The sequence below is a fragment of the Kitasatospora sp. NPDC098652 genome (genome assembly GCF_044760155.1).
Taxonomy (GTDB): domain Bacteria; phylum Actinomycetota; class Actinomycetes; order Streptomycetales; family Streptomycetaceae; genus Kitasatospora.
The window spans coordinates 1-21200 of sequence record NZ_JBIWAQ010000001.1 but is presented as its reverse complement, the minus strand read 5'-3'; the positions used below and the strand labels follow the sequence as shown (position 1 = coordinate 21200).

The following is a 21200-nucleotide window of genomic DNA, read 5'->3' as shown; positions in this document are numbered from 1 at the left end:
ATCCGGATGGAGAAGCGGTTGTCGGGGCGGCCGGGTGGTTCAGGTCTGGGCGGCGATCGCAATGCACAGCGCCGCGACCCCGAGGGCGAGCCAGGCGAGGTAGTCGCCGAGGTGCCCGGAGTGCGAGCGGCGCAGCGCTCGGACGAGCCGGGCGGCAGGGTGGTGGGCGGGCAGGGTGGGTGCTGGCTTGCGTACGGCGGCAGCGGCCAGGCCTGCGGCGATGCCGGTGGACAGGAGGCCGAGCAGCACCCCGGTTGCGGTCCAGTCGGCAGCCGGGACGGGTCCGGGCGGTGTGCCGGGGCCGGCGAGGACGGTCGCGGCGTAGTCGGCGGCGTCGGTGAAGCGGGCCGCCCCGCGGGCGAGGGCGGCGGCGACGGCGGGCAGTGAACCGACGAGCACGGCGAGGCCGAGCAGGACGGCCGGGACGATCGTCATGGCACGCGGCGGGGTGCGCCGGGGGGAACGGATCTCGGGTTCTTCACCCTCGCCGGTGGTCTCGTCCTGGTCCGGTCGGCTGCGCGGGGCGGGGCCGGCGCCCCAGAAGATCCGCAGGGCCGCGCGCAGTACCGCGGCGCTGGTGACGGCGGAGGCGGCGACGAACACGGCGGGCAGCCACGGCTGCCACCGGCCGGCGGCGTCCTCGCTCAGGGCTTTGCCGAGGCCGGTGCCGAACGGCGGCATCCCGGCCAGGGCCAGGGCGCCGGCCACGAACAGCACGCCGACGGTGCGCAGGTCACGCGCTCTGCCGTGCAGGCCGTGCTCGTCGACGCTCCCGTAGCGGTCCAGCAGGACACCGGTGAGGGCGAACAGCGCGGCCTTCACCAGGCCGTGCGCGGCGACGTACACCGCGGTGCCGGTGGTGGCGTCGGGGGTGAGCAGCGCGACGGCGATGAGGAACAGGCCGACGTGGCTGACGGTGGAGAACGCGAGCAGGCGCTTGAGGTGGCGCTGCTGCCAGCACATCAGTGCCCCGAGCAGGGCGGTCAGGAGGCCGAGGGCGGTGAAGGTGGTGCGGAAGGCCTGGTGGGGGATGCCGCCGGGGCCGGAGAAGACGGTCCAGTAGATCCGGGCGATGCCGTAGACGCCGAGTTCGACCATGGCGCCGGACATCAGCATGCACACCGGGGTGGGGGCCACGGCGTGGGCGTCCGGGAGCCAGAAGTGGAACGGCACGGCGGCGGCCTTGACCAGGAGGGCGGTGGCGATGAGCACGAACGCGGCCACGGTCAGCACATCGGTGTGGTGGGAGGCCAGTTGCCGGCCGAGGCGGGCGAGGTTCAGCTCGCCGGTGCGGGCGTAGAGGAGGCCGATGCCGAGCAGGGAGCAGTAGGCCGCGAAGGAGGTGACGATGCCGAAGGTGATCGCTCCGTGGAGCGGGCGGGGGTCCTCGATGCGGTAGCCGGTCAGGGCGTAGGCGGCGGCTCCCATGAGCTCGAAGAAGACGAAGGCGTTGAACAGGTCGCCGGTGAGCGCGAAGCCGGCCATGCCGGCCTCGAACAGCAGGATCAGGGCCGGGAAGGCGCCGGCATGCTCGCCCGTGGGTTCCTCGAAGAACCGCCACGAGTAGACGACGACGGCCAGCACCAGGACCGCGACCAACAGCGCCAGTCCGGCGCCGACCGGATCGGCGGCCAGCACGATGCCGAGACGCGCGGGCCAGCCGCCCAGGTCCGCGGTCGCGACGCCCCCGCTGCTGCGGGTCCACAGCAGCACGAGACAGACCACCTCCGCGCCGGCGCAGCCCGTGGCCAGGATGTCGCAGCCGGTCCGGGGCAGGATCCGGCCCGCGACGGCGAGCAGCGCCGCGCCGAGCAGGGGGACGGCCACCGCGAGCGGCAGCAGGGCTGCTTCGGTCACGGTCAGCCCTTGAGGCCGGTGAGGGCCTGCGGGTCGACGGTGTGGTGGCGTTTGCGCAGCTGGATGGTGAGGGCGAGCAGCAGCGCGGTGACGGTCGCGCCGACGACCACGTCGGTCAGGGCGAGGGCCTGCACGACGGGGTCGACCACTGGGCGGGTGCCGGGGGTGAGGTCGGAGTAGACGGGGGCGGTCGCTTCGCGACGGTAGCCGACGGCGAGGAGCAGGAGGTAGGTGGAGGACTGGGCGACGGCCAGGCAGCCGATGGCGTGGATGAGGTTGCGGCTGGTGACCAGGCCGTACAGGGCGATGAGCAGGACCCATCCGGCGGCCAGGAAGACCCACGTTCCCATCAGGTGTCTCCGTCTCTCTGCTGGTCGGGATCGGTGAGTTCGACGGCCTGGTCGAGGAAGTGGGCGAGCAGGGCGATCAGGCCGCAGGCGACCTCGACGCCGACCGCGGCGTTGAGGACCGGGACGGTACCGCCGGAGGTGATGGTGTTGAAGGTGCCCAGTGGCAGCACGTTCCCGAGGAACGCGCCGCCGGCGATCAGCCCGGCCAGGCCGATGAGGCTGTAGGACGCGGCGGCGAGCGAGTCGGCGATGTCGAGGACGGTCAGCGGGCGCAGCTTCTTCAGGGCGCGGTAGTCGGCGGCGACGTAGGCCAGGTGGAGGGCGGTGGCCAGGACGACGCCTCCCTGGAAGCCTCCGCCGGGGCTGAGCTGGCCGTGCGCGACGATGTACACGCCCACGACGAGGGTGACGGGCAGCAGCAGTGCGCCGAACAGGCGGGTGGTGGGCACGACGCGTTCCGCCTCGGCGCGGCGGTGGCGTTCGTCCCGGGCGCGGCGCAGCAGCAGGGTTGCGCCGAGGAGGGTGCCGAAGAGGATGGACTCCTCGCCGAGGGTGTCGAAGGCGCGGATGTCGAAGTTGACGGAGGAGACGACGTTGGCGGTGTGTCGGTCCAGGGCCGCCGCCACCGCCCGCTCCCCGTACGGATGGCTGTCCGTTCCGAACGGCGGCAGGTGGGTGCAGGCGGCGGTGAAGAACGCCGCGATCACGGCGGCCGCCGCCAGGAACACGGCCAGCCGGGCGCGGGCCGTCACCTCCGGTCCTGCCTGTCGTCGCCGATCCCGGCTCGGTCGTCGGTGCGGGTGGGGCGGCGGGTGACCTTACGGACGGTCAGCAGGATCAGCAGCGGGGTCAGCGCGGTGCCGACGGCGAGCTGGGAGAGGGCCACGTCGGGGGCCTGCAGCACCGCGAACAGCACCGCGAGGCCCAGGCCGAGTACGGACAGCACGACCGCCTGGCGGGCCGGTTCGCGGGTGAGGACCGCCGTGGTGGCGGCGAGGACGACGACGGCGACGGCGGCCCCGATCAGCCACTGGTTCACCCCTGGCTCCCGTCCTGGGCCTCGGCCTGGCGGGTGGCGCGGCCGACGGCGATCGTCGTGACCGTTCCGCCGACGGCGAAGACCAGGCCGACGAACAGCGTCTTGGCCGCGCCCCTGCCGAGTCCCTGGTCGAGGGCCACGGCCGCGGCGATCATCGGCACCCCGGCCACCGACGCCGGCGCGAGGGCGTGCAGGCGCATCAACGGCCCGCGCAGCCGCAGCACCGCGGCGGCGGACAGCAGCACGCACCCTACTCCGGCCCACAGCAGGGCGAGGACGATCACATGGCGTGGCGTCAATCCGGACTCCTTCCCGCGGGCCCGGTCCACATGGCCGGGCGGGCGCGCTCTCGTCAGGTCTCGGGCGTGGAATCGTGCGGGTGGGCGTCGTGGCGGTGGCCGGTGACGAAGCGGGCGAAGACGAGGGTGCCGGCCGGGGCCAGGACGGCCAGCATCAGGGCGAGGTCCTGGTACGAGGACCGGTCGTACGCCATCGGGAGCAGCAGGAACACCGCGCCGACCACGGTCGACAGCATCGACGCCCCGATCAGGCGGCGCACGGCGGTGCCGCGCGCCGCGACCCACAGGCACGTCGGCGCCGGGACGGCGAGCAGCACCAGGGCCGCCGCTGTCCAGGCGTTCACCGCGCGCCGTCCGTGCGGGCCACGGCCTCCTCGACCGGCCCCGCCTTCGGGCGCAGGGCGTGCACGATGACCTCGTCGTCGTTCGGGACGTCGAGCACGCAGGTGTCCGGGGAGGCGGCGAGCAGCGTGCCGGCCCATCCGGCACCCGCCCCCGCCCGCAGCCGAACGCGCCGGACCCTCCCGCCCGGGTGGCCGGGGGCCATCGCGCCCGTCAGCAGGGCAAGACCACGCACGACCGAGCCCGGCAGGGCACGGAGCGCGCGTACCGCGCCTCGACCTCCGCGGAGGTGGACGCCGGCGGCCAGGCGCATCCCGCGGGCAGCGAACGCCCCACCGAGAGCGCTCACGCAGGCCACCACCATCTCGACGGGCGACACGGGGCCGATGAAGACCACCGTCAGCCCGGTCAGCACCGCACCCCACACTCCGAGCTCCACCAGCCGGGCAAGCACCGGTCCTCCTCTCGTCGGGGTCGGGCGGTACGGGAGCGGTCACCCACAGTCACCAACTCGACGAGGCTGCGGATCCGGTCCGCGAGGCATGATCAGCCACTCCCGTCCGGCGACTGCGGGGCGCGTGTTCCCCGCATCCGGGAGAGGAACCCGCCGCCGGGGCCGGGCAAACCGGCTTGCACCCGTCCGGCCGCGCGACGCCCCGCGTCGGCGAGGGCGCCGAAGGCGTGCACCACCTGCTGCTGCGCGCTGCGGTCCCGGGCGCGGTCGTCGAACCGGCCGTGCGTCCCGAAGTCCCGCCGGGCATCGACCGGCTCGAACAGGTTGTCCGGGTCCGTGGTGCGGCGCGGGCGGTCCTCCTGCTGGGAGCCGAAGCCGGTGCGGGCCAGGTAGCGGTCCAGCAGCCCGGGCGCGACGGCGTTCGCCGCCAGGGTGGCCACCGTGCTGCCGCCGACCCAGTACTCGCGCCGCCCGGGGTGGTCGGCCGCGTACAGCACGGCGCGGGCGGCGACCTCGGGCTGGTAGATCGGCGGCACCGGCTGCGCCCGGTCGGGCAGCCGGGAGCGGACCCAGTCGAACTGCGGGGTGTTGACGGCCGGCATCTGCACCATCGTGGTCCGCACCCGCGTGCCGGAGGCGAGCAGTTCGCAGCGCAGTGCCTCGTTGAAGCCCTGGATCGCGTGCTTGGCGCCGCTGTAGGCGCTCTGCAGCGGGATGCCGCGATAGGCGATCGCCGAGCCGACCTGGACGATCACCCCACGGTCGCGGGGCAGCATCCGGTCCAGGGCGGCCCGGGTGGCGTACACGTAGCCGAGGTAGCTGACCTCGGTGACGCGCCGGAACTCCTCCGGGGTGATCTCGGTGAAGGGGGCGAAGACGGAGGCGAACGCGTCGTTGACCCACACGTCGATCGGCCCGAGTTCTTCCTCGGCCCGTCCGGCGGCGGCCTCCACCGCCTGCGGGTCGGAAACGTCCGCCTCGATGGGGACGACCATGGCAGCCCCCGCTTCCTCGGCCTCGCGCACCGCGCCGTCCAGGCCTGCGCGGCCGCGGGCGATCAGCGCCAGCCGGTCCCCACGGGCGGCGAACGCCTGGGCGCAGGCCCGGCCGATGCCTCCGCTGGCCCCGGTAATGACGACGGTGCGGCATACGGTTTCCACAGGTTCCATGCTTCTCCGGGTTTCCCGAAGTCGGCGGGGCAAACGGTTCCGCGCCGTGTGCGTGGCCGGTCGTCGGGCCGTGGCGTCGGCACGCGGGGTCGAGCCGGCCGGGACCGCTGCCGGCTCAGTGACCGGGTGCGAGCGCGGCGGCCGCCTCGAGCAGCAGTCCGTGGACGAACGCCTGGGGAAGGTTGCCCCGCAGCTGGCGTTGCGCGACGTCGAACTCCTCCGCGTAGAGGCCGGGCGGACCGCAGGCGGCGCGGTTGCGCTCGAACCAGCGCACCGCTTCCAGGTCGTGGTGCTGCTGGTGCTCGGCCAGGGCCATGACGAATCCGCACAGCAGGAACGCTCCCTCGGCGTCCTGGAGCGGCCGCCGGTCGTGGCGGAACCGGTAGACGTAGTGGTCCTGCACGAGGTCGGCGCGCACCGCCCGCAGGGTGGCGGTGGTGCGCGGGTCCTCGGCGGGGACGGCGCCGCGGATGGCGGGCAGCAGCAGGGCCGCGTCGACGCCCGTCCGGGTCGGGGAGCGCTGCCAGCGGCCGGTGGGATGCAGGCAGTCGGTGGAGGTCTGCGCGACGATCGCGTCCGCCAGTGCCTCCCAGCCGGCGGCGCGCCCGCTGCCGGCCCGGGGCGTGGCGGCGATCGCCCGCAGGCCGGCCGCGCAGATCAGGCGGCTGTGCGCCCACCGGTCGTCGTGCAGTTCCCAGATCCCGGCGTCCGGCTCGCGGTGCCGGGTGGCGATCGCGTCGGCGGCGGTGAGCGCGGCGTGCCAGCCGTCCGCGTCGAGCCGGTCGTGGCGGGCCGCGGCGGCGAGCAGCAGCAGGCTCTCCCCGAACACGTCGAGCTGGAACTGGCGGTTGACGTGGTTGCCGACGACGTCGAAACCGCCCGGGTAGCCGGGCAGGTCGAGGGTGCGCTGGTCGGGTACCGCCGCGCCGGCCGCGGTGTAGGCGGGCGCGAGCGCCTGGCCGTCCTCGAGCAGGCGGGCGGTGACGAACCGTACGGAGTCGTCCAGCAGCGGGTGCGGACCGGCGGCGGCGACGGCCTGGCCGATGTAGGCCTGGTCGCGGATCCACACGTACCGGTAGTCGTAGTTGCGGCCCGTCTCGGCGCGTTCGGGCAGGCTGGTGGTGGCCGCTGCCACGGTGCCGCCTGCGGGACCTGTGAGGCCGGCCAGGACGGCGTAGGCGTGCCGGGCGTCGCGCCGGCCCAGGGTGTTCGCGAGGTCGGGTACGCGCGCGCTCCAGGCCGCTTCGGTGGACCGCCACAGGACCTCGGCCGCCTCCGGTGCGGGCAGGGGCCGGTCGGAGATCTCCAGGACGAGGTCGTGGTGCTGACCGGCTTCCAGCCGCACCTCGGTGGACAGCGCCGCATCGCCCGGACGGGCGTCGGGCGCGCCGCTCCAGCGCAGGTGCAGCTTCCCGGCCCGGGCCGTCCACCGACCGTGTCCGTCCCGGCGCACCTTGCGCAGGGCGTGCGCGCCGAATCCCGGCGCCGGGTGCAGGTGGACGTCGAGGCGGGCGCCGCCGTCGACGGCCAGGATCCGGCGCAGCACCACGGCCCGGTGCCGGTCGCCGGGGTGGGCGAGCGCTTCGCGGCATTCGACGACGCCGCTGGTGGTGATCCAGCGGCTGCGCCAGATGAGACTGCCGCTCTCGTAGTAGCCGCCCCAGACGAAGGGGTCGGTGGGGGTGACGGTGTACCAGCCGGGGCCGCCGATCAGGGCGGCGAAGACGGCGTCGCTGTCCCAGGCGGGTGCGCACAGCCACACGATGTCGCCGCGCGGGCCGACGAGGGCGCCGCGCTCACCGTCCGCGAGCAGGGCGTAGTCGCGCAGGGCGTGGGGAGCGGGAGGGCCGGCGGTGGAGGCGGTCACCTTTCCCATCTCCCGCAGGACGGCGGTGCGGGCGGCCGGTCGGCAGCCCGGGGCGGACGCGGAGCGGCGAGGACGGGCCGGGCCTGCTCAGGCGCGCACACGGAAGTCCTCCGCGACCTCGGTGCGGACGGTCAGGCCGAGGCCCGGCTCCCCGCTCCGGCCCGGGCGGATCAGGCCCCCGTCCGGCCTGAGGGTTCCCTCGAAGAGGAGGTGCTCGATCCGGACGTGGTCGTGGAACCACTCCAGGTGGCGCAGGTTCGGTACGGCGGCCGCGGCGTGCGCGTGGACGTGCGGGGCGCAGTGCCCGGACAGCTGGAGTCCGTGGGCCTGGGCGAGGGCGGCCGCGCGCAGCCGGACCGTGATGCCGCCGCAGCGGGTGGCGTCCGCCTGCAGACAGTCCACGGCCGGGGCCATGCGGGCGAAGTAGGGCAGGTCGTACCCGTACTCGCCGGCGGCGACGTCGCAGCTGACGGCGGAGCGGACGTGGGCGAGGCCGGTGAGGTGGTGGAGCCGCTCGTGCAGGGACCGCATGGTCTACCTCCTTCTGGCGCGGTGGCGCCGCCGGGCGGCAGCGGCGGCCGCCGCCAGGGCGCTCGCGCCCGCGACACCCGCGGTCAGCAGGCCGGCCGCCGCGTGGTCGGGGTGCGGGCGCGGGATCGTCTTCTCCGGGTGGTCGGTGGGCGGCGGCCCGTCCAGTGCCAGGGCGAGGACCTCGGCCAGGTGCAGGGCCTGCCGTCCGGCCCGGGCCTGTTCGATCTGGGTGCGGCAGCTGAACCCGTCGGCCAGGACGAAGGCGTTGGGTGGGGTGCCGCGCACGGCCGGGAGGACGCCTTGCTCGGCGATGGCCCGGGACAGGTCGTAATGGCCTTGCTCGAAGCCGAAGTTGCCGGCCAGGCCGCAGCAGCCCTCATCGAGGACGTTGGCGTCCAGGCCCGTGCGGCGCATCAGTTCACGGTCCGGGTCGGTGCCGAGGACGGCGTGCTGGTGGCAGTGCGGCTGCACGGTCGCGGCCCGGCCGATCCGGGGCGGTTGCCAGCCGTCGCGGGCATGGTTGACGAGCTGTTCGGCGAAGGTGCGCGTCTGCGCAGCCAGCCGGGCGATGTCCTGGTCGCCGGCGAGCAGGTCGGGGGCGTCCGAGCGGAAGACCGCGGTACAGGAGGGCTCCAGGCCGATGATCGGGGTGCCGGCCTCCAGCCATGGCCGCAGGGCCCGGGTGGTGCGCGTGAGGACGCGGCGGGCGGTGGCGAGCTGCCCGGTGGAGATCCAGGTCAGGCCGCAGCACACCGGCCCCTCGGGTACGGCGACGCGGAACCCGGCGTTCTCGAGGACGCGGACGGCGGCGTCGGCGATGTGCGGGTGGAAGTGGTTGGTGAAGGTGTCCGGCCAGAGCAGCACGGTGCGCGGATCGCGGGGATCGGGTTGCGCCCTGCCCCGCCTGCGCCAGGCCTTCTGGAAGGGTTCGGCGGCGAACAGGGGTGCGGTGCGGCGCGGGTCGATGCCGGCCAGCCGCTTTCCCAGCCACGCGAGGCCGGGGGCGTGCAGGGCGGCGTTGGCCGGGCCCGGCGCCGTGCCGGCCAGGCGGGCCCACAGCGGGAGCCAGCCCATTGTGTAGTGGGCGGCCGGGCGCACGCGGCCCTGGTAGTGGTGGGCGAGGAACTCGGCCTTGTAGGTGGCCATGTCGACCCCGACCGGGCAGTCGGACTTGCAGCCCTTGCAGGCCAGGCACAGGTCGAGTGCGTCGCGGACCTCGTTGGAGCGCCAGCCGTCGGTGACCGGGGAGTCGTCGTGGCCGCCGAGCATCTCGAACAGCAGCCGGGCCCGGCCGCGGGTGGAGTGCTCCTCCTCACCCGTGGCCCGGTAGGACGGGCACATCACTCCGCCCTGGTGGGTGCGGCAGTTGCCGACACCCACGCAGCGCAGCACCGCCCGGGTGAAGTCCTGGCCGTCGTCGGGATACGCGAAGTGCGTCCGCTGAGGCTCGGGCCGCCAGCCGGCGCCCAGGCGCAGGTTGTCGTCCACGCGATGGGGGTGGACGACCTTTCCGGGGTTCATCCGGTTGCCCGGGTCGAACAGCGCCTTGACCTCGCCCATCGCGTCGACGAGGGGCTGCCCGAACATGCGGGGCAGCAGTTCGCCGCGCGCCTGCCCGTCACCGTGCTCACCCGAGAGCGAACCGCCGTAGGAGGCGACCAGGTCGGCCGCGTCGAACAGGAACGCCCGGAACGCCTCGACGCCCTTGCCCTCGCGCAGCTGGAACGGGATCCGGGTGTGGACGCAGCCCTGCCCGAAGTGCCCGTACAGGGAGGCCTGCTGGTAGCCGTACCGGCCGAACAGCCGCTCCAGGTCGCGCAGGTAGTCGCCCAGCTTCTCCGGGGCCACCGCGGAATCCTCCCAGCCCTCCCAGGTCTCGGACCCGTCCGGCGGACGGGCCGTCACCCCCAGGCCCGCCTCCCGCGCCTTGAGCATCTCCCGCTCCCGCGCGGGATCGTCGGACAGCGTCACCGACGGGTCGTCCTCGTCGCGGCCGATCGCCCGCAGCAGCTCGTACGCCTGCGCGTCCGCCTCCTGCTCGGTGTCGCCGGTGAACTGCAGCAGCAGCCAGCTGTCGCCCTCGGGCAGGCTCTCCAGCGAGTCCAGGTGGGCGTGCTCCTCGCGCATCAGCTGTGCCATGCGCCCGTCGATGGCCTCCAGTTGGGCGGGGCGGCTGTGTTCGAGCAGTTGGGGGACGGCGTCGGCGGCCTTGTAGATGTCGTCGAAGCCCAGGACCAGCAGGGCCTCCGCCGCCGGCACCTCGACCAGGTGCAGTTCCGCGTGCAGGAGCGTCACCAGGGTTCCCTCGCTGCCCACCAGGGCGCGGGCCACGTCGAAGCCGTTCTCCGGTAGCAGGGCGTCCAGGTTGTAGCCGGAGACCCGGCGCGGGATCTTCGGGTAGCCGCGACGGATCTCGGCCAGGTGGCGCCCGGTGATGTCGCGCAGTCCCTGGTAGAGGCGGGCGCGCGGGCCGCCCGCTGCCGCGATGCGCGCGTACTCGTCCTCGCTGGTGGGGCCGGCCCAGAACCGGGCGCCTTCGTAGGTGAGGACTTCCAGACGGCGCACGTTGTCGGCGGTCTTGCCGTAGGCCTGGGCGGACGCCCCGCAGCTGTTGTTGCCGATCATGCCGCCCAGCGCGCAGTGGCTGTGCGTCGACGGTTTCGGGCCGAACATGAGCCCGTGCGGGGCGAGTTGGCGGTTGAGCTGGTCCAGGACGATGCCCGGCTCGACCACGCAGGTCCGGGCTCCGGGATCCACCGAGACCAGTCGGTCGCAGTACTTGGTCCAGTCGATGACCACCGCCTCGTTGGTGCACTGCCCGCCGAGACTGGTGCCGCCTCCGCGTGACAGCACCGGGGCGGCGAACCGGGAGCAGACGCCGACCGCGGCGGCGCCGGCCGCGACCGTGCGGGGTACCACCACACCGAGCGGAACCTGGCGGTAGTTGGAGCCGTCGGTGGCGTACGCGCCGCGACTGCCCGCGTCGAAGCGGACCTCGCCGTCCACCTCTGCCCGCAGGGCCCGCTCGAGCGCGTTCAGGTCCAGGTCACGGCTCTCGGACATCGCTCAGTTCCCTCCGCTGCCGGGCAGGAACTCCTGGACCTTGGCCTTCACCCCTTGCCGCACGACGGAGCCCCGGTCGCTGTCGCCCTTCAGTACGGACAGCGCTGCGGCCTTGATCTGGTCCCAGGTGGCGTGCGGCGGGATGGGCGGCACGGCCGGGTCGGTGCGGAAGTCGATGACGAACGGCCGGTCCGCCGCGAGCGCCTGGCGCCACGCCGGCTCCACGTCCTGCGGCTTCTCCACCCGCACCCCGTCCAGGCCGAACGTCCGGGCGATGTCGGCGTAGCGCACGTCGGGAAGGCTCTGCGAGGGTTCGAACTGCGGCGCGCCCTGCATCGCCCGCATCTCCCAGGTGACCTGGTTCAGGTCCTGGTTGTTCAGCACCGCGACGACCATGCGCGGGTCGGCCCACTCCCGGTAGTACTTCGCCGCGGTGATCAGCTCCGCGAGGCCGTTCATCTGCATGGCGCCGTCGCCGACGATCGCGATCGCCGGCCGGTCCGGGCGGGCGAACTTCGCGCCGATCACGTACGGCACCCCGGGCCCCATCGTCGCCAGCGTGCCCGAGAGCGAGCCGCGCATGTCACCGCGCATCCGCAGGTGCCGGGCGTACCAGTTCGCGGACGAGCCGGAGTCGGCGGCGATGATCGCGTTGTCCGGCAGCAGCGCGTCGAGGGCGTGCACGACGTACTCCGGGTTGATCGGGTCCGCCGTCACCTCCGCGCGGCGCCGCATCACCTCCCACCAGCGGGCGCCGTTGTCCTCGATCGTCTTGCGCCAGCCGCCGTCGGCCTTGCGCTCCAGCAGCGGGAGCAGTCGGCGCAGCGTCTCGCCCGCGTCGCCGACGAGGTTGACCTCGAACGGGTAGCGCAGCCCGACCATGGACGGGTCGATGTCGATCTGCACGGCCCTGGCCTGGTCGAACTCGGGCAGGAACTGGGTGTACGGGAAGCTGGAGCCGATCACGAGGAGGGTGTCGCAGTCGCGCATCATGTCGTAGGAGGGGCGGGTGCCGAGCAGCCCGATCGAGCCGGTGACGTAGGGCAGGGTGTCGGGCAGTGCGTCCTTGCCGAGCAGCGCCTTCGCCACCCCGGCGCCGAGCAGATCGGCGACCTGCTCGACCTCCCGGCGGGCGTGCCGGGCGCCCTGCCCGATCAGCATCGCGACCTTCTCGCCGGCGTTGAGGACCTCGGCGGCCCTCGCCAGGTCCTCCTGCGCGGGCACGGGCGCGTAGTGGGGGACACCGAGGCTGGAGGGCACCTGCTTGAACGCGTGCGCGGGCGGCTCGTGGTCCAGTTCCTGCACGTCGGCCGGGATGATCACCGCGGTGACCGTGCGCCGGGTCGCGGCGATGCGCATCGCGCGGTCCAGCACGTTGGGCAGCTGTGCGGGGACGGTGACCATCTCGCAGAACTCCGAGGCCACGTCCTTGAAGAGGCTGACCAGGTCGACCTCCTGCTGGTACGAGCCGCCCATCGCGCTGCGGTCCGTCTGCCCGACGATCGCGACGACCGGGACGTGGTCGAGTTTCGCGTCGTACAGGCCGTTCAGCAGATGGATCGCCCCCGGCCCCGAGGTGGCCACGCACACCCCGGTCCGCCCGGAGAACTTCGCGTACCCGACGGCCTCGAACGCGGCCATCTCCTCGTGGCGGGCCTGCACGAACCGCGGCTCGTTCTCGGCGCGGCCCCAGGCCGCCAGCAGGCCGTTGATCCCGTCACCGGGGAAGGCGAAGACGTGCTCCACCTCCCACTCGCGCAGCCGCTCCAGCACGTAGTCGGATACCTTCATCGCCGAACTCCTCCACAGTGCGGTCGTGCTCGTCGGGTGCCGGACGGACCCGTGTACTCGGCTAACCGCTGGCGCCGCGACGAAACCCGCTGCGGGGGAGAGGCCGCCCGGAGCCGAACGTCGACTGCCCGCCTGCCGCGGTGAGCGGGCTGTCGTGACGGCTGGTCCGGGTGTCGGGGTGGGACGGCCGACGCCCCCGGCCGCAGCGGTGAAGGGCACCACGGGCCGAGGGCGCCGGCGCCGCGGGCGGTGCCGCCCCCGCTGGGTGGACCATCCCGGGCAGCTGACCGGCGGGCCCGGCCCGGCCGCGCCCTCCAGCCGCCACGTTCGGTGCCGCGCCGCGGTGGTGCCGTACGGGGCGACGGCCGGAGCGTGCGGCGCGAGGCCGTCCCCTGTCGGCCTCTGCGGCGGGCGGCCGTACGGCTGGAAGGAGCAGGGGGGCGGGTTGCCGGTCCGGTCAGGTGTCCGTGGCGGGCTCCTGGCGGCGTTGGGCGCGGCGGAGTTCTTCGTTGATGCGCAGGGCGTCCTCGAGTTGGTCCTCGAGGATGACGATGCGGCAGGCCGCTTCGATGGGGGTGCCCTGGTCGACGAGGTCGCGGGCGCGCATGGCGATGCGCAGCTGGTAGCGGGAGTAACGGCGGTGGCCGCCGTCGGAGCGTAGCGGGGTGATGAGCCGGTGGTCGCCGAGGGCTCGTAGGAAGCCGGGCGTGGTGCCGGTCATCTCGGCGGCGCGTCCCATGGTGTAAGCGGGGTAGTCGTCGTCGTCGAGCTTGTCGGGTGTGTCGGGGCTGGCCGTTGTAGTCACTGCACCTCTCTGGTTCTCGAGGAGAACGCGTCGAGGGGCCCCGGGGCCGTGTCGGCTCCGGGGCCCCGAAGGGGAACAACACCATCTACCGGCCTGAGCCGGTCCTGTTACTGCCGCACTGCCCCGAGAGAGGAGGGTGCGGGGATCGCGAATGCGTGACCGGAAACCACCGTCCTTGCCTTGGGGTCTGCGGTGTCCGCCCGGACGAGTGTTCACGGGCCGGGCGATCCTGATGGCGCTTGCGCCCTCCGTTCATCCTCTGTACTGAACTGTCACTTTCGTACTGCTGGTACTGCACTCACTGAACTGCGTACTACTCGGTACTGCTGGTGGCAGCCCCTGATACCTGCGAGCCGCCCGGTCCGGCAGTCAGCCCCGTCGCCGTCCTGCACCTGCCTGGCTTCGGAACTCCACTGCCGGACCGACCTGCGAACTTCTGTCCAACAACCCGGCCAGTTCGTGTCTGGCCGGTATCGCCGACTGCTGTCTACGAGAGAAACACTAGACCCGCCCGCGAGCAATGTCTACTGCGGCGCGCATAGATTTTGCGGAGCCGAGAAGGGAGGTAGTCCTCCGCTGCGCCGCGGTGGGCGCCTCCCTAGCCGCCGCCGCCCGCCACGAGGGACGAGCGGCACCGGGCAGGGAGGGCCGCAGTGGGACGCCCGGCCGGTGTCGGTCGGGCGAGCCGGAACCGGCGGCTGCCCGCCGAGCCGCCCCGCCCGGCGCTGGGTACCGTGATTCGCGGGGCCGCGGCAGCGAAGGAGTGAGCATGGCTGACGCGATCGTGATCGGCGCCGGACCGAACGGGCTGGTGGCAGCCAATGTCCTCGCCGACGCAGGCTGGCAGGTCGAGGTCCTCGAAGCCCAGCCTCAACCGGGCGGAGCCGTCCGCAGCGACCGCGCTCTGGACCCCGGGTTCGTCAACGACCTGTTCAGCTCCTTCTACCCCCTGGCCAAGGCATCTCCCGCCATCACGGCCCTGCGACTGGAGCAGTACGGACTGGCGTGGAGCCACGCCCCCACCGTCCTCGCGCACCCCCTCGCGGACGGCCGCTGCGCGACCCTCCACCGTGGTCCCACCGCCACGCGCGACCACCTGGCGAGGACCTTCGGCGTACCCGACGCGGCAGCGTGGGAGCGGCTCACCGCCCTGTGGCAGACCCTCCACCCCCATCTTCTGCGCAGCCTCTTCACCCCGTTCCCGCCGATCGGACCGGCTGCCGCGATGGCAGCCCGGCTCCGGCCGACGGACATTCTGCGGACGGCACGCTTCCTGACCCTTCCGGTCCGCAGGCTGGCAGAGGAAGAGTTCACCGAGCCCGGTGCCGGCCTGCTGCTGGCCGGCTGCGCCCTGCACGCCGACCTCCTCCCCGAGGCGGCCGGCAGCGCCGCGTTCGGCTGGCTGATGGCGATGCTCGGCCAGCAGGTCGGCTGGCCCGTACCGGTCGGCGGCTCCACCAGCCTCACCCAGGCCCTCGTGCGCCGGCTCGAGTCACGTGGCAGCCGGGTCCACTGCAGCCAGCGCGTCGTGGAGGTGATCGTGCGCGGCGGCAAGGCCTTGGGTGTGCGCACCGAGGACGGCCAGTGCTACCGCGCCCGCCGAGCCGTACTCGCGGACGTCGCCGCCACCGCCCTCTACGGCGGGCTCGTCGGCTGGGAGCACCTCCCGCCGAGGCTGCGCCGGGACCTGCGCCGCTTCCAGTGGGACTTCTCCACCTTCAAGGTCGACTGGGCGTTGTCGGGCCCCATCCCGTGGACGGCACCGGAGGCGGCGGACGCCGGCACCGTCCACCTCGGAGCGGATCTGGAGGAGCTCAGCGACTACGCCCACCAGGTCGCCACCGGCCGTCTTCCGCGCCGTCCGTTCGCCCTGCTGGGGCAGATGACCACGGCCGACGGTTCCCGGTCACCTGCCGGAACGCAGTCCGCCTGGGCCTACACCCACGTTCCGCAGCGGATCGCCTCCGACCTCGGCGAGGACGCCATCACCGGAACGTGGGACGCACGCGAGGACGCGGCGATGGCCGAGCGCCTGGAACGCCAGGTGGAACGCTTCGCCCCCGGCTTCCGGGAGCTGATCACTGCCCGGCGGATCCTGTCCCCGCCCGTACTCCAAGGACTGGACGAGAACCTGGTGGGCGGAGCACTCAACGGCGGCACCACCGCGATCCACCAGCAGCTCGTCTTCCGGCCCGTCCCCGGCACCGGCAGGCCCGAGGGGCCGATCGAGCGCCTCTACCTCGCCTCCGCCTCCGCCCACCCCGGCGGCGGCGTGCACGGCGCGTGCGGTGCCAACGCCGCCCGTGCCGCACTGCGTTCCCACCGCCTCCTGGCCGGGCGGATCCTGTCACCTGGTCTCAGCGCAGCCCAGCGGCTGCTGAGCGGGGACCCGCGATCCGGGCCCGGCTGAGCAGCCGCTACGCGAGAGGGACGGCACACATGGCACAACGTCAGCAGCTGATCGAATGCCCGCCCAGCCGGGTCTGGGACATCCTGGCGGACGGACAGCACTACGCCGAATGGGTGGTGGGCACCAAGGAGATCCTGCACACCGACCGCGACTGGCCCACGGTCGGCGCCTCGCTGCGCTTCCGTGTGGGACTGGGACCGCTGACCTTCGACGACACCTGCGTGGTCCGGATCTGCGAGACCCGGCAGCGGCTGGAACTGGAGGCCAAGGCCGAACCGTTCGGGACCGCCAGAATCGCCTTCACCCTGATCCCCTGGGCCGACAACACCCTCGTCATCCTCGACGAGCACCCCCTGCGCGGGCTGGGAGCCCGTCTCCACGGCCCACCGGTCGAGCTGGCTCTGCACCTTCGCAACCGCCAACTGCTCACCAACCTGGCCCGCAACGCCCAGGACGCATAGTCGGCTCGGGCGCGGTTATACGAGGGGAGGTCCGGCGATCGTCGACAGGAAAGAGGCCCGCAATGACGGACGTTTCGCGCCTGCCCGGAGCCTTCGTGTACCACTGGGACTGGCAGCTTCGCGGCCTGTGCCGTGAGGCCGACAACGCCCTGTTCTTCCACCCCTCGGGTGAGCGCGGCGCCGCCCACCATGCCCGCGAGGAGGCGGCCAAGGCCGTCTGTGCCGAGTGCCCCGTCCGCATCGAGTGCCGCCGCCACGCGCTGCAGACACGTGAACCCTACGGCGTGTGGGGTGGGCTCACCGAGGACGAGCGGCAGCGGCTCCTGGCCCGCAGCTCCCCCCGCAGCTCCCGGGGCGCCGCCTCGGCCGTCGCATGAGGGGCCGACGGCGCATCCGCCGGGCAGGCCTCCACTGCGTTTGGGGCCGGGCCGCCGGGTTCAGGGCATCCGGGTGAGCTTGCTGCGGGCGGCGCGACGGCGCAGCCGGGGCAGGCGATCCAGGGCGTCCTCGCCGACGCGCCGCTGGACTTCGTACAGCACGCCGTAGGCGAACAGGTGACGGCGCTCCGCCTCGGCCCGCGTGCCGAGGCGGACCAGGGCCTGGCAGGCCACCACGCTGTCGTGTTGGGTGCCCAGCACCTTGTGCAGTTTCCTCATCCGCTTCGCGTACCGGCCCAGGCGCTCGCCGGTGCGGCGGCCGACGGCGGGCCGGGCGTCCTCGGCGGTGTAGCGGGCGCGTTTGGCGGCCTTGCGGGCGCGGTGCAGGGCTTCGTCCCGAGCGGGCCCTTCCGGGGTGTCGAGCGCCTGGTCGAGTCGGCGCAGGGTTCGGCGTTGCTCGCGCCGCAGGGCGCCGGCCAGGTAGTCGTCGGCACTGCGGCGCGCCCGGCGGCGCAGTGGCGGACGGGCCACGAACGCCTCCAGGTCGTCGAGCAGTCCGAAATAGCGGGCGCCGTCGAGTTCTGTGATCACGTGCTGACGGGCGGCGCGGTAGGTGGCGGCGTAGTGTGCGGTGATCCGGGCCCGCAGGGCGCCCTCGCGCATGGGGGCCGGCACCGCGCTCAGGGCGTCCACCAGCTGGTCCGACAGGACCTCCTGGTCGCGGGCCTCACCCAGGAGCCGTGCGAGCCAGCGCAGCCGGCTCGCCAGCGGTTCCGAGCGGCGGTCGTCGAACAGCCGCCGGTGGGCCTTGAGCAGGCTCCGCAGCCGGCGCGCGGTGATCCGCAGCTGATGCACCGAGTCCTCCTCGCCGCGGCGCACCGCGCCGTCCAGGACCAGGAGCCTGTCCAACTGCGTCCGGAGGCCGTGCAGGACGACGTCGCCGGCTGATCGTGCCCTGCCGGTGCCGGCGGGCGGCCCGGCCGGAGGGGCGTCGGAACGGCCCAGGGCGCGGGCGAGCTTGGAGGGCCACGGGGAGCGGGTGAGGCCGGCAGCGGTCAGGTGGGCGTCGATGTGCTCGAGCAGCGCCGGTGTGCCGTGCTCCAGCTCGACTTCGAACTCGGTCCACCCGTCGGCCCGAGTCGTCGCACCGCCCCCGGCTGATGCCGGGGGCGCTCCCTGCCCCGCCTGGGCGGGAGCGGCGGGATCCGGTTCCGGCTCGAAGGCTTGGGCCGCCACCCGGTCCTCCGTGATCTCCGCCAGGATCCGGCGCTCGCGGTCGAGCAGGTGCGTCCGGACCCGGTGGGTGCGCAGACGGGCCACCGGGATCAGAGCGGTGCCGCGGGTGAACGCCGCGAGTCGGGCGGCGAGCTCCCCAGGCACCTGGTGCCGGTTCCCGGCATCGAGGGGCACGTGCACTTCCTGACGCGAGTCGGCGCCCAGGGGAAGCTTGACGTGCCAGCCGGGATCGCTGCCGCCGGTCCTGCGGCGGAGGGTGATCCCGTGGCGCAACAGGCGCAGGTCCGGTGTGTCGTAGTAGCGGGCGTCGAGTTCCTGCGGTTCGGCGCCGTGGGCCGCCGCCACACCGGGCAGTGCCTCCAGGCCTGCGGGAAGCGCGGGCCCCTCGTACGTGCGTTCTGTCTCGGTCTGTTCGCTGGCCATGGTGTTCCGCCTTCCCGCCCCGGGCCTGGTCACGCCCCGTGGGTGGCCGACGCGGACGGGGCCCCCCCCCCCCCGGGGGGGGGGGGGGCCCCGCCGCGTCGGCTGCTGGTTCAGCCGGGGGTGATCCGGCCGCGCCAGCCTCCGCTGGCGGTGCCCTGGTCCTCGATGAAGGACTTGAATCGCCGCAGATCGCCCTTCACGCGTCGGTCCACCATCCCCATGACGTCCGCGGCCTTCTCGGCGATGCCCTCGGGTTCGAAGTCCATGGCCAGGCGCACGGTGGTGTGCTGGTCGTCCAGGCGCTCGAACGTCACCACGCCCATCTGCTGGACCTCGCCACCGACTGTGCGCCAGGCGATCTTCTCGTCGGGCAACTGGTCGACGATCTCGGTCTCGAACTCCCGGGTCACTCCCGCGACGCTGGTCTTCCACCGGTTGTGCCGCTCGTCGATCTGGGTGACTTCCTCGACCCCTTCCATGAAGCGGGGGAAGTCCTCGAACTGGGTCCACTGGTTGTAGGCGGTGTGCAGCGGCACGTCCACCTCGACGGATTCCTGCACCATGCTCATGATCCGCGCCTCCTGTGCGCTCGTCGGACTGCCGTGTGCATCGCCTGCCCCGGTGCCGGCGAAGCTAACGCTCTCCCGCGCTGGAATCCCGCGCTGGAATCCCGTGCTGGAATCCCGTGCTCGGAGGACGGGCGATCACGGGTGGCGCAGCGGGGCAGGGGAGGGCTGCCGGGCCGGGCACCGGGTCCGGCCAAGTGTGCGGATGCTGTGACCTGGTTGTGTAGCTTCGAGCAATTCGGAGGGCGCCATTCGCTCCGGGGTCAGGCGCCCCGAGCCCGGCGGGCCGTGTCGGCCTCTCCCTCACCTTCGCGCAGACGGGAATCGCTATGAGCACCCCGAGCACCTGCCACCACGCCGGCGAGTACGGGTTCGGCGGGCACACCGCCCAAGTTCGAGGTGGACAAGGCGATGCTCGACGGCGCGACGCCGGCGGACCTGCTGCCGACCACCGGCAACTATCCGACGGAGATCGTCCGGTACCGGTCGGTGGTGCTCACCGACATCCCCGGGGCGAAGCCGGCACGCAAGCTGACCGGAGCCATCGATCTGGGCGAGGAGAACCTGCCGTTCTACGACACCGGCGGGGCGGCTCACCGAGGTCCAGTCCGGTCGTCAGCCCAGAGGACCGGGAAGTGCCGGGTAGGGGACGAAGGTGCTGCTGTGCTCGTCGACGGCCAGCGGGCGGCCGATGGGCGGCGCGGAGCGCTGGGGGCAGGCGGGGCGGTCGCAGACCTTGCAGCCGAGGCCGATCGGGGTGGCGGCGGCCTCGTCGGCCAGGTCCAGTCCCGCCGAGTACACCAGCCGTCCGGCGTGGCGGAGCTCGCAGCCGAGGCCGATGGCGAAGGTCTTGGTGGGGCGGGCCCAGCCGCCGGGTGAGCGGGTGACGGCGCGGGCCGTCCAGAGGTAGCGGCGGCCGTCGGGCATGGCGGCGACCTGGACGTGGACGCGGCCGGGCGTGGCGAAGGCCTCGTAGACGTTCCAGAGCGGGCAGGTGCCGCCGGTGCGGGAGAAGTGGAAGTCGGTGGCGGACTGGCGCTTGGAGACGTTGCCGGCCCGGTCGACCCGGACGAAGGAGAACGGCACGCCGCGCAGCCGGGGCCGCTGGAGGGTGCTGAGGCGGTGGCAGACGGTTTCGTAGCCGACGCCGAAGTGGTCGGCGAGGTGCTCGATGTCGTACCGGGCCGACTCCGCCTCGGCGTGGAACGCGGCGTACGGCAGGACCAGCGCGGCGGCGAAGTAGTTGGCCAGGCCGATCCGGGTGAGCGACCAGGAGGTGGAGGCCTCCGGGCTGTCCTGGGCGGCGAGTTCGGACAGCAGCGGGTCGTGTTCCAGGTAGGCCAGCTGGATGGCCATCCGGAACGCCTGCTGGCCCGGGCGCAGCCGGTCCGACAGCCGCAGCACCCCGGTGCTCGGGTCGTACCGATGGAGCTGCTCGCCCCCGTTGGTGATCTGCACCCCGTGCCCGGTGGTCAGCCGCTCGGCGAGCGCCTCCCGCACCCCGCCCCGTCTGAGCCGGATCTCCGCCGCCAGTTCCTCGGCTGCGGTGTCGAGTTCGTCGATGTAGTTCCGGCGGCGGTAGAAGAACTCGCGGACCTGCTCGTGCGGGGTGAGGGTGTCGGGCGCCGGGCCGCGGTCGCCGGCGAGGACGGCGAGTTGTTCGGCGACGGCCCGGCGGTCGCGGCCGAGGTCCATGAGCAGGCGCGCCACGGCGGGCAGTCGGGCGGCCACCTCGTCGAGGTCCCCGGTGGTGACCCGTCCGGCGGCGACCTCCTCGCCGAGTGCGTCGCGCAGTTCGGCGGTGAGCCGGGCGCTGTCCGGCGGGGCGAAGTAGCCGGCCTCGACGCCGAAGGCCTCGGTGAGGCGTAGCAGGACGGGCACGGTGAGCGGGCGGGCGTCGTGCTCCAGCTGGTTGAGGTAGCTGGGAGAGAGGTCGATCAGCCGGGCGAGGGCGGCCTGGGTGAGGCCGCGTTCCTCGCGCAGGCGGCGCAGCCTGGCGCCGGCGAAGGCCTTCCCCATGACGTTCCCCCCACTACGCACCTGAGCCGACCGGGTGCGGGCAGCCTAGGGCGTGTCTTGTGGATCAGGCCAGGCCCGCGACGCCAGGGCACGCACCTCGCCGCGTTGTCGTCGGTCGCCGATGGCCCCCAGCCTTCGGCC

The 21200-nt window shown here is 73.5% G+C and carries 18 protein-coding genes and 1 pseudogene; 3 read left to right on the top strand and 16 right to left on the bottom strand.

Features of this window, described 5'->3' with window-relative positions:
- Nucleotides 1–39: 39 nt before the first annotated feature.
- The 13 genes and pseudogenes from ACIQWA_RS00095 to ACIQWA_RS00035 all read right to left on the bottom strand — a co-directional run bounded on the left by ACIQWA_RS00095 (nt 40) and on the right by ACIQWA_RS00035 (nt 13501).
- Entirely contained in the window at nt 40–1857 is a 1818-nt protein-coding gene (locus ACIQWA_RS00095; RefSeq protein WP_402476096.1) for a complex I subunit 5 family protein, read from the bottom strand.
- Nucleotides 1858–1859: 2 nt separating this feature from the next.
- Nucleotides 1860–2207, bottom strand: a complete 348-nt coding sequence (locus ACIQWA_RS00090) for a sodium:proton antiporter (protein ID WP_402476094.1) — start codon at nt 2205–2207, stop codon at nt 1860–1862.
- Nucleotides 2207–2959, bottom strand: a complete 753-nt coding sequence (locus tag ACIQWA_RS00085) for an MnhB domain-containing protein (RefSeq protein ID WP_402476092.1) — start codon at nt 2957–2959, stop codon at nt 2207–2209. Before ACIQWA_RS00085 ends, ACIQWA_RS00090 begins: the two co-directional genes overlap by 1 nt.
- Entirely contained in the window at nt 2956–3246 is a 291-nt protein-coding gene (locus ACIQWA_RS00080; protein WP_402476089.1) for a Na(+)/H(+) antiporter subunit B, read from the bottom strand. Before ACIQWA_RS00080 ends, ACIQWA_RS00085 begins: the two co-directional genes overlap by 4 nt.
- Entirely contained in the window at nt 3243–3545 is a 303-nt protein-coding gene (locus tag ACIQWA_RS00075; protein WP_402476087.1) for a cation:proton antiporter, read from the bottom strand. Before ACIQWA_RS00075 ends, ACIQWA_RS00080 begins: the two co-directional genes overlap by 4 nt.
- Nucleotides 3546–3598: 53 nt before the next feature.
- A complete protein-coding gene (locus ACIQWA_RS00070) occupies nt 3599–3889 on the bottom strand; it encodes a monovalent cation/H+ antiporter complex subunit F (RefSeq protein WP_402476086.1) in 291 nt (96 codons plus the stop codon).
- A complete protein-coding gene (locus tag ACIQWA_RS00065; RefSeq protein WP_402476083.1) occupies nt 3886–4341 on the bottom strand; it encodes a hypothetical protein in 456 nt (151 codons plus the stop codon). Before ACIQWA_RS00065 ends, ACIQWA_RS00070 begins: the two co-directional genes overlap by 4 nt.
- 92 nt (nt 4342–4433) lie before the next feature.
- Nucleotides 4434–5510, bottom strand: a complete 1077-nt coding sequence (locus ACIQWA_RS00060; protein ID WP_402476082.1) for an SDR family oxidoreductase — start codon at nt 5508–5510, stop codon at nt 4434–4436.
- A 115-nt stretch (nt 5511–5625) separates the two neighbouring features.
- Nucleotides 5626–7386: a glycoside hydrolase family 15 protein gene (locus ACIQWA_RS00055; protein WP_402476080.1), complete on the bottom strand. Its 1761-nt coding sequence runs from the start codon at nt 7384–7386 to the stop codon at nt 5626–5628.
- 78 nt (nt 7387–7464) lie between these two features.
- Nucleotides 7465–7878: pseudogene (locus ACIQWA_RS00050) on the bottom strand (enolase C-terminal domain-like protein); the annotation flags it as partial.
- 33 nt (nt 7879–7911) lie between these two features.
- Complete coding sequence (locus tag ACIQWA_RS00045; protein WP_402476078.1) at nt 7912–10971, bottom strand: FAD-binding and (Fe-S)-binding domain-containing protein; 3060 nt, start codon at nt 10969–10971, stop codon at nt 7912–7914.
- A gap of 3 nt (nt 10972–10974) precedes the next feature.
- Nucleotides 10975–12762, bottom strand: a complete 1788-nt coding sequence (locus tag ACIQWA_RS00040; RefSeq protein ID WP_402476075.1) for a thiamine pyrophosphate-requiring protein — start codon at nt 12760–12762, stop codon at nt 10975–10977.
- A 457-nt stretch (nt 12763–13219) separates the two neighbouring features.
- On the bottom strand, nt 13220–13501 hold the full coding sequence (locus tag ACIQWA_RS00035; RefSeq protein WP_402477818.1) for a MerR family transcriptional regulator: 282 nt from the start codon (nt 13499–13501) through the stop codon (nt 13220–13222).
- Nucleotides 13502–14336: 835 nt separating this feature from the next.
- Here ACIQWA_RS00035 and ACIQWA_RS00030 point away from each other — a divergent pair.
- The 3 genes from ACIQWA_RS00030 to ACIQWA_RS00020 all read left to right on the top strand — a co-directional run bounded on the left by ACIQWA_RS00030 (nt 14337) and on the right by ACIQWA_RS00020 (nt 16815).
- Complete coding sequence (locus ACIQWA_RS00030) at nt 14337–15977, top strand: phytoene desaturase family protein (RefSeq protein ID WP_402476073.1); 1641 nt, start codon at nt 14337–14339, stop codon at nt 15975–15977.
- Between the two features lie 29 nt (nt 15978–16006).
- Complete coding sequence (locus ACIQWA_RS00025) at nt 16007–16438, top strand: SRPBCC family protein (RefSeq protein ID WP_402476071.1); 432 nt, start codon at nt 16007–16009, stop codon at nt 16436–16438.
- Nucleotides 16439–16500: 62 nt separating this feature from the next.
- Nucleotides 16501–16815, top strand: coding sequence for a WhiB family transcriptional regulator (locus ACIQWA_RS00020; RefSeq protein WP_402476069.1), 315 nt, complete (start codon nt 16501–16503; stop codon nt 16813–16815).
- Between the two features lie 60 nt (nt 16816–16875).
- Here ACIQWA_RS00020 and ACIQWA_RS00015 read toward each other — a convergent pair whose 3' ends face one another.
- From ACIQWA_RS00015 to ACIQWA_RS00005, 3 genes are all read right to left on the bottom strand, one after another.
- The gene (locus ACIQWA_RS00015; RefSeq protein WP_402476067.1) at nt 16876–18474 is read right to left on the bottom strand and encodes a CHAD domain-containing protein; all 1599 of its coding nucleotides are present in this window, start codon (nt 18472–18474) and stop codon (nt 16876–16878) included.
- Between the two features lie 110 nt (nt 18475–18584).
- Nucleotides 18585–19043 (bottom strand): SRPBCC family protein, encoded by a 459-nt coding sequence (locus tag ACIQWA_RS00010; protein ID WP_402476065.1) that lies wholly within the window; start codon nt 19041–19043, stop codon nt 18585–18587.
- Nucleotides 19044–19655: 612 nt separating this feature from the next.
- Entirely contained in the window at nt 19656–21059 is a 1404-nt protein-coding gene (locus ACIQWA_RS00005) for a short-chain fatty acyl-CoA regulator family protein (RefSeq protein WP_402476064.1), read from the bottom strand.
- Nucleotides 21060–21200: the final 141 nt, after the last annotated feature.

Coding starts and splice junctions, on each gene's coding strand:
- ACIQWA_RS00090 (WP_402476094.1), bottom strand. CDS start 2,207: ATGGGAACGTGGGTCTTCCTGGCCGCCGGATGGGTCCTGCTCATCGCC.
- ACIQWA_RS00060 (WP_402476082.1), bottom strand. CDS start 5,510: ATGGAACCTGTGGAAACCGTATGCCGCACCGTCGTCATTACCGGGGCC.
- ACIQWA_RS00055 (WP_402476080.1), bottom strand. CDS start 7,386: ATGGGAAAGGTGACCGCCTCCACCGCCGGCCCTCCCGCTCCCCACGCC.
- ACIQWA_RS00045 (WP_402476078.1), bottom strand. CDS start 10,971: ATGTCCGAGAGCCGTGACCTGGACCTGAACGCGCTCGAGCGGGCCCTG.
- ACIQWA_RS00040 (WP_402476075.1), bottom strand. CDS start 12,762: ATGAAGGTATCCGACTACGTGCTGGAGCGGCTGCGCGAGTGGGAGGTG.
- ACIQWA_RS00035 (WP_402477818.1), bottom strand. CDS start 13,501: ATGGGACGCGCCGCCGAGATGACCGGCACCACGCCCGGCTTCCTACGA.
- ACIQWA_RS00030 (WP_402476073.1), top strand. CDS start 14,337: ATGGCTGACGCGATCGTGATCGGCGCCGGACCGAACGGGCTGGTGGCA.
- ACIQWA_RS00025 (WP_402476071.1), top strand. CDS start 16,007: ATGGCACAACGTCAGCAGCTGATCGAATGCCCGCCCAGCCGGGTCTGG.
- ACIQWA_RS00020 (WP_402476069.1), top strand. CDS start 16,501: ATGACGGACGTTTCGCGCCTGCCCGGAGCCTTCGTGTACCACTGGGAC.
- ACIQWA_RS00015 (WP_402476067.1), bottom strand. CDS start 18,474: ATGGCCAGCGAACAGACCGAGACAGAACGCACGTACGAGGGGCCCGCG.
- ACIQWA_RS00010 (WP_402476065.1), bottom strand. CDS start 19,043: ATGAGCATGGTGCAGGAATCCGTCGAGGTGGACGTGCCGCTGCACACC.
- ACIQWA_RS00005 (WP_402476064.1), bottom strand. CDS start 21,059: ATGGGGAAGGCCTTCGCCGGCGCCAGGCTGCGCCGCCTGCGCGAGGAA.